This window comes from Streptosporangium sp. NPDC001559, assembly GCF_042893955.1.
In the GTDB taxonomy this organism is placed as follows: Bacteria; Actinomycetota; Actinomycetes; order Streptosporangiales; family Streptosporangiaceae; genus Streptosporangium.
The window spans coordinates 42103-48104 of the sequence record NZ_JBIAVG010000032.1 but is presented as its reverse complement, the minus strand read 5'-3'; the positions used below and the strand labels follow the sequence as shown (position 1 = coordinate 48104).

6 protein-coding genes and 1 pseudogene are annotated in these 6002 nt (G+C 70.3%); 4 read left to right on the top strand and 3 right to left on the bottom strand.

The features are described from left to right. Positions 1-125, top strand: a pseudogene (locus ACFYY8_RS41400) (ATP-binding protein); the annotation flags it as partial. Positions 126-140: 15 nt separating this feature from the next. Here ACFYY8_RS41400 and ACFYY8_RS41395 read toward each other — a convergent pair. Further along, positions 141-947, bottom strand: a complete 807-nt coding sequence (locus tag ACFYY8_RS41395) for an SAM-dependent methyltransferase (protein WP_390050569.1) — start codon at positions 945-947, stop codon at positions 141-143. Between the two features lie 346 nt (positions 948-1293). Continuing rightward, positions 1294-2037, bottom strand: coding sequence for a hypothetical protein (locus ACFYY8_RS41390; RefSeq protein ID WP_390050568.1), 744 nt, complete (start codon positions 2035-2037; stop codon positions 1294-1296). A 291-nt stretch (positions 2038-2328) separates the two neighbouring features. Between ACFYY8_RS41390 and ACFYY8_RS41385 the strand changes: the two genes are divergently transcribed. Further along, on the top strand, positions 2329-3966 hold the full coding sequence (locus ACFYY8_RS41385; protein WP_390050567.1) for an ABC-F family ATP-binding cassette domain-containing protein: 1638 nt from the start codon (positions 2329-2331) through the stop codon (positions 3964-3966). A 7-nt stretch (positions 3967-3973) separates the two neighbouring features. Here the strand turns inward: ACFYY8_RS41385 and ACFYY8_RS41380 are convergent, their stop codons facing one another. Continuing rightward, a complete protein-coding gene (locus tag ACFYY8_RS41380) occupies positions 3974-4459 on the bottom strand; it encodes a hypothetical protein (protein WP_390050566.1) in 486 nt (161 codons plus the stop codon). 129 nt (positions 4460-4588) lie between these two features. On the opposite strand from ACFYY8_RS41380, the gene ppgK reads away from it, so the two are divergent. Further along, complete coding sequence (gene ppgK / locus ACFYY8_RS41375) at positions 4589-5323, top strand: polyphosphate--glucose phosphotransferase (protein ID WP_390050565.1); 735 nt, start codon at positions 4589-4591, stop codon at positions 5321-5323. Between the two features lie 116 nt (positions 5324-5439). Further along, complete coding sequence (locus ACFYY8_RS41370; RefSeq protein WP_390050564.1) at positions 5440-5994, top strand: hypothetical protein; 555 nt, start codon at positions 5440-5442, stop codon at positions 5992-5994. Positions 5995-6002 lie beyond the last annotated feature (8 nt).

The window sequence follows — 6002 nt, the reverse complement described above, 5'->3', positions numbered from 1 at the left end:
TGGAGTTCCATCTGCGTAACGCGCGGGCCTGGGCGAACCGGGCCACGGGGGAGGATCTCGCGGCGCAGATCGACCCCGACTTCGTCTTCGGGCCCCAGGTCACGGTCGCGGGCTCCCCGGCCTGAGGCGCGGGATCGGCGTCAGGGCTTGCGGCCCACGCCGCACACGATCAGTGCCTCCGACGGGTCGTCGTAGAGCGGGAAGTCGTCGGGACGCCATTCGGGCAGCCAGACGAGTCCTGGCCTGACCAGGTCGAACCCGTCGAACAGCTGCCGGATGTCCGTCCTGGACCGCAGGGTGAGCGGTGAGCTGGCCCGCCGGTAGACCTCTGTGCCCTTCCTCGCGGCCTCCCGGCGAAGGTCGTGGGTCCCGTGGGAGAGGACCAGGTAGCTTCCCGAGGGCAGGGCGTCCCTGAGCGTGGCGATGACGCGCCGGGGGTCGTCGGCCTCGGTGATGAAGTGCATGATGGCCACCAGAAGCAGGGCCACGGGCTTGGAGAAGTCGAGATGGTCGTGGATCTCGGCGGAGCCGAGGATCTCCTCGGGCCGCCGCAGGTCGCCGGAGACGACCGTGACCTCCCCCTTCGCCCCTCGCAGGAGGGCCCTGGCGTGTGCCAGGACGATCGGGTCGTGGTCGACGTAGGCGACACGGGCCTCCGGGATGATCTCCTGTGCGACCTCGTGGACGTTGCCCTGCGTCGGCAGCCCGGTGCCGATGTCGAGGAACTGCTCGACGCCCTCGTGGGCGAGGAACCTGACGGCCCTGCCGAGGAAGGCGCGGTTCTCCCTGGCTGCGGTGCGGACCTGGGGGACGGAGGCGAGGATCTCCTCGGCGGCGAGGCGGTCGGCGGGGAAGTTGTCCTTCCCGCCGAGGTAGTAGTCGTACAACCTGGCGACGCTTGGAGTGTTGACGTCGATCCCGCGGTGCGTCCACTCTTCGTCGGCCACGTTCACCCTCCGCCTGGACAGTCGTGAAGATCTCTAGCCTGAGCGTAATGCCCAATGTGTAGCCATAGGCAATATTTTCAGCAGCAAGCATTACCGGACTTGCGTCCGCCGTACCTGGGGAGATGTGGGAGCGCTACCACGGTGTCGTCGCGGTGCCGTCGCGGCGGCGCCGTCGTGGCGGGGCCGCGGGGGTCTCAGGGGGCCGGTCGTACCGGCGCGTGAAAAAGGGGCGGAAGCCCGGGGAAACCCGGGCTTCCGCGCCACGCGGGCCCGCCCGAGGGGGCGGGCGCCGCGCTCCTTGCCGAAGGCCGTGCTCTACGCGAGGGCCTCAGTGAGCCTCAGGGACTCAGCGGTGCCAGCCGCCGCCCCAGACGCGGACCCGGACCGAACGGCTGGAGCTGTCCTCAAGCCTGTCGGTGCCCTCGAAGACGGCGCGGTACTCGCCGTCACGGGAGGCGCGGGCCTTGGTGCGGAACTGGCCACGCCAGCCGGTGTCGGCCGAGGCGACCCACTTCCAGGCGCTGGAGCCACGCGAGCGGAAGTAGATGCCGACCTCTTCGCCGCGCGCGCCCGCCCAGTAGCGGTGGTTGCGAACCTCAAGACGGCCGGTGAAGTAGACCGAGCGACCCTTGCGGACCGAGGTGGGGCTGACGCGGAAGCTGCCGACGCGCGTCTCGGTCTTCGCGGCCTGCTCGTGCTTGACGGAGAAGTTGACCTGGTCGGTGAGCTTCTTGCCGTCCCTGTCGTAGGCGTCGGCGATGGCGAGCCAGCGGCCCTCGAAGTCGTCGCTGTCGAAGCGCGTGCTGAAGCGCCACAGGTCGCCGTCGTGGAAGAGCTTGGCCTCGGGCGCCTCCTGGGCGGCGAGGGTGTTGACGGCCGGCCTGAGACGGAGCTCGACGCGGATCGCCTCCGTCGTGCGGACCTCGACCGTGACGTTCGTGTCGCGGTCCTCGGTGACCACGACGGGGTTGGGGTTCACGCTGTCGATGTGCACGCTGAGGGACGCGCGCTGGGCGGAGGCCGGGCTTGCGCTCAGCAGGAGGGAGCCGCCCAGGGCCGCGGACAGGAGACCGACGGTGATTCGTTTCATGAAGATTTTTTCCTTTTCCCCGTTACCGAAAACGATCAGAGGCGATCGCTTCCACCTCTATAAGACAGGCAGCTGGGTGCAAAAGTTGCTACAAATCTCAAAAAAGCCCGAAGAAAGTTGCCTTCAAGTAACGTTTGCCGGTAAACCCGCAGGTCAAGCCCGTATCGGTAAGTCTCTCCTTTCTTCGACCTCGAAGTAAATCTTGTCCGTTTTGTCCGGAATATGCTTATTTGGGGGTTTTGGGGGCTGGAGGGTGCGGATCGAGGTGAGATCACGGATAGCGTTTCCCTCATGAGCGCCACCATCGTCACCAAGGATCTCGCCGCCGGGCACGGCGACCGTGAGCTGTTCTCCGGCCTCGACCTGGTCGTCGCCCCCGGCGACGTGATCGGTCTGGTGGGGGTGAACGGCGCGGGCAAGTCCACGTTGATGCGGATTCTGGCCGGGGCGCTGCCCCCCGAGCACGGATCGGTACGGCTCAGCCCGCCCACCGCCGTGGTCGGCTACCTTCCGCAGGAGCGCGAGCGCAGGCAGGGAGAGACGATCGCGGACTTCCTGGCCAGACGCACCGGGGTCGCCCAGGCGCAGCGCGCGCTGGACACGGCGACCCAGGGACTGGTCGAGGGACGCCCGGGAGCCGACGACGACTACGCCGTGAGCCTGGAGCGGTGGCTCACCCTCGGCGGGGCCGACCTGGAGGAACGCGCGGAGGAGATCGTCGCCGAGGTCGGTCTCGAAGCCGGGCTCGACCGGCCGATGACGGCGCTGTCCGGCGGCCAGGCGGCCAGGGCGGGGATGGCCTCGCTACTGCTCAGCCGCTACGACGTCTTCCTGCTGGACGAGCCGACCAACGACCTCGACCTGGACGGCCTCGAACGGCTCGAGCGCTTCGTGACCGGGCTGCGCTCGGGCACGGTCCTGGTCAGCCACGACCGCGAGTTCCTGGCCAGGACCGTGAACCGGGTCGTCGAGATCGACCTGCCCCAGCGGCGGATCCGCTCCTACGGCGGCGGCTACGAGGTCTACCTCGCCGAACGCGAACTCGACAGGCAGCACGCCCGTGACGAGTACGAGGAGTACGCGAACACGCTCACCGCGCTCAGGCAACGGGCCGGGATGCAGCGCGCCTGGATGGAGAAGGGCGTCAAGAACGCGCGGCGCAAGGCCCCGGACAACGACAAGGTCGGCCGGAACTTCCGTACCGAGGCGACCGAGAAGCAGGCGGCCAAGGCCAGGCAGACGGAGCGGATGATCGAGCGGCTCGACGAGGTCGAGGAGCCGCGCAAGGAGTGGGAACTGCGGATGCAGATCGCGGTCGCGCCCCGCGCCGGAGCGGTCGTGGCGACCCTGCGGGGCGCGGTGGTCCGGCGTGGCTCCTTCACCCTCGGGCCGGTCGACCTGCAGGTCGGCTGGGCCGAGCGGGTGGCGATCACCGGGGCCAACGGCTCGGGCAAGTCCACGCTGCTGGCCGCCCTCCTCGGGCGGATCCCGCTGGAGGAGGGCGACGCCTCGCTCGGCCCCGGCGTGGTCGTCGGCGAGATCGACCAGGCGCGTGGCCTGTTCCTGGGGGAGGAGCCCCTGGCGGAGGCCTTCGCGGCCGCGGCCGACGGGATGACCCCGGCGGACGTGCGCACGCTGCTGGCCAAGTTCGGCCTGCGCGCGGCCCACGTGCTGCGCACGGGCGCGACCCTGTCACCGGGGGAACGCACCAGGGCCGCGCTGGCGTTGCTGCAGGCCAGAGGGGTGAACCTGCTCGTCCTCGACGAGCCGACCAACCACCTCGACCTGGCGGCGATCGAACAGCTGGAGTCCGCGCTCGCCTCCTACCCCGGCACGCTCCTGCTGGTCACCCACGACCGCCGGATGCTCGGCGCCGTGCACACCACCCGGCACCTGCACGTCGCCGGGGGACAGGTGACCGAGCGCTGAGAGCCGCTCACTTCGACAGGTAGACGACCTTCCAGGTGCCGCCGTAGACGCAGTTGAGCGAGGGCTTGGCGGCCTTGGCCTCGGAGCAGACCTTGGCCTCGATCTCGTAGACGTTCCTGCCGGTGAACGTGAAGGACTTGGGCGTGCCGTAGGAGCAGTTGCGGACACCGTGCTGCTTGAAGGGCAGGTTCCCGCCCGAGGTCCGGTAGGTGACGCGGAAGAGCACCCAGCCGCAGGAGGAGTCCCTGGTCAGGTCGTGGACCTTGCCGGAGACACGGGCCGTGGCCGCGGCCGGGATGTCCGCGTGGTCCTCACCGGAGACCGTCAGGGCGCCCGCGGCCCGCGCCCGGTGCCCGGCGGAGTCGTAGGGGCCCCACTGGGAGGAGGCCTTCTGGGAGAGGGGTGCGGCGTTCGCGGCGGCGGGGGCGGCGAGAAGGGCGGTGGCGGTGAGGGCGGCGGCGGCGAGACCGGCGACGGTCCTGACGATCGTCATCGGGGTGATCCTTTCCTGGGGTGGTGCCCGTAGTCTGCGCCGGGTCGCTTTCAGACCGGTTGACCGCCCGCTGCAAGCGAGTATCAGGGACGTGCCCGGGGCAGGAGCCCGGGACAGGAGGAGGTCGTCATGGAGACGCTGGGAATCGACATCGGTGGATCGGGCATCAAGGGTGCCCCGGTGGACGTCGCCAGGGGCGAGCTGACCCAGGAGCGGCTGCGGATCCCGACCCCGGTCCCGTCCAAGCCGAAGGCGGTCGCCGAGGTGGTCGCGGAGATCGTCGCGCACTTCGGCTGGACCGGGCAGGTGGGGGTCACCTTTCCCGGGGTCGTGATCGACGGCGTCGCGCGCACCGCCGCGAACGTGGACCACGAGTGGATCGGCACGGACGCGCGGGCGCTGTTCGCCGGGATGACGGGCCTGCCGACGGTGGTGCTCAACGACGCCGACGCCGCGGGCGTGGCCGAGGTGGCGGTCGGCGCCGCCAGGGGAGAGGGCGGCGTGGTGCTGATGCTGACCTTCGGCACCGGCATCGGCAGCGCGTTGTTCGTCGACGGCCACCTGGTGCCGAACACCGAGCTCGGGCACCTGGAGATCAAGGGCAAGGAGGCGGAGAAGCGGGCCTCCGACCACGCCAGGGAGGAGGACGAGCTGAGCTGGAGCAAGTGGGCGGGACGGGTCGAGGAGTACCTGCGTCACGTCGAGGCGCTGTTCTCGCCCTCGCTCATCGTGATCGGAGGCGGGGTCAGCAAGAAGGCCGACAAGTTCCTGCCGCTGGTCAAGCTGAAAACCCGCGTCGTTCCCGCGACCCTGCAGAACGAGGCGGGCATCGTGGGGGCCGCCATGGCCGCGGCTTTGCCGTAAGGCCCTTGTGTCATATGCCGGAAAGGCCGCGAAGATTTGGATCTTCCTTTGACGGACACGCCCTCTGACCTGGGTAGGTAGCGAGAGTTGGCAAGATCGCATCTGCTGGGGGAGACGTGTTGCAGTCGACTGGCGTGCTGGCTCGCTGGGCGGTGGTCGCCGGGATGGCCGCTCTCGCTGTCGCCGGAGCGGCGGGGACGGCCGTCGCGGACGGGGAGGGCGGCGAGGAGGTGCGGCTGTCGCCCTACCGATCCGGACCGGGGGCGGACCTCAGGATCACGGCGTACGACTGTCAAGGGCCCGCCTACGCCCACTCGGACGCCTTCCAGAACGAGCCCGAACTGGAGGAGGACGACTCGGGCGTCGCCGTGGGCTGGGCCCAGGTCGACTACGGCGCCCAGAGCGGCCCGCACACCGTCGAGGTGGACTGCCGGGGTGACGGCGGAACCCTCTACGGCGAGTTCTACGTCGTCGACGGGTACGCCCCCCGCGCCGTGGGCGGCCTGGCCCTGGCCAGGGGGGCGGCACGGGCGGTCGAGGGCTGGCAGACGGCCCCCCGGCACCGCGAGCCCGGGTTCACCCCGGGCTGGGAGACGGGCGCGGCCGTGGTGCTCGCGGGCGCCGGGGCGCTGGCGCTGCTGCGGCGGCGCGGTCCGGCCGGACGGGGCTGAGGCCGTAC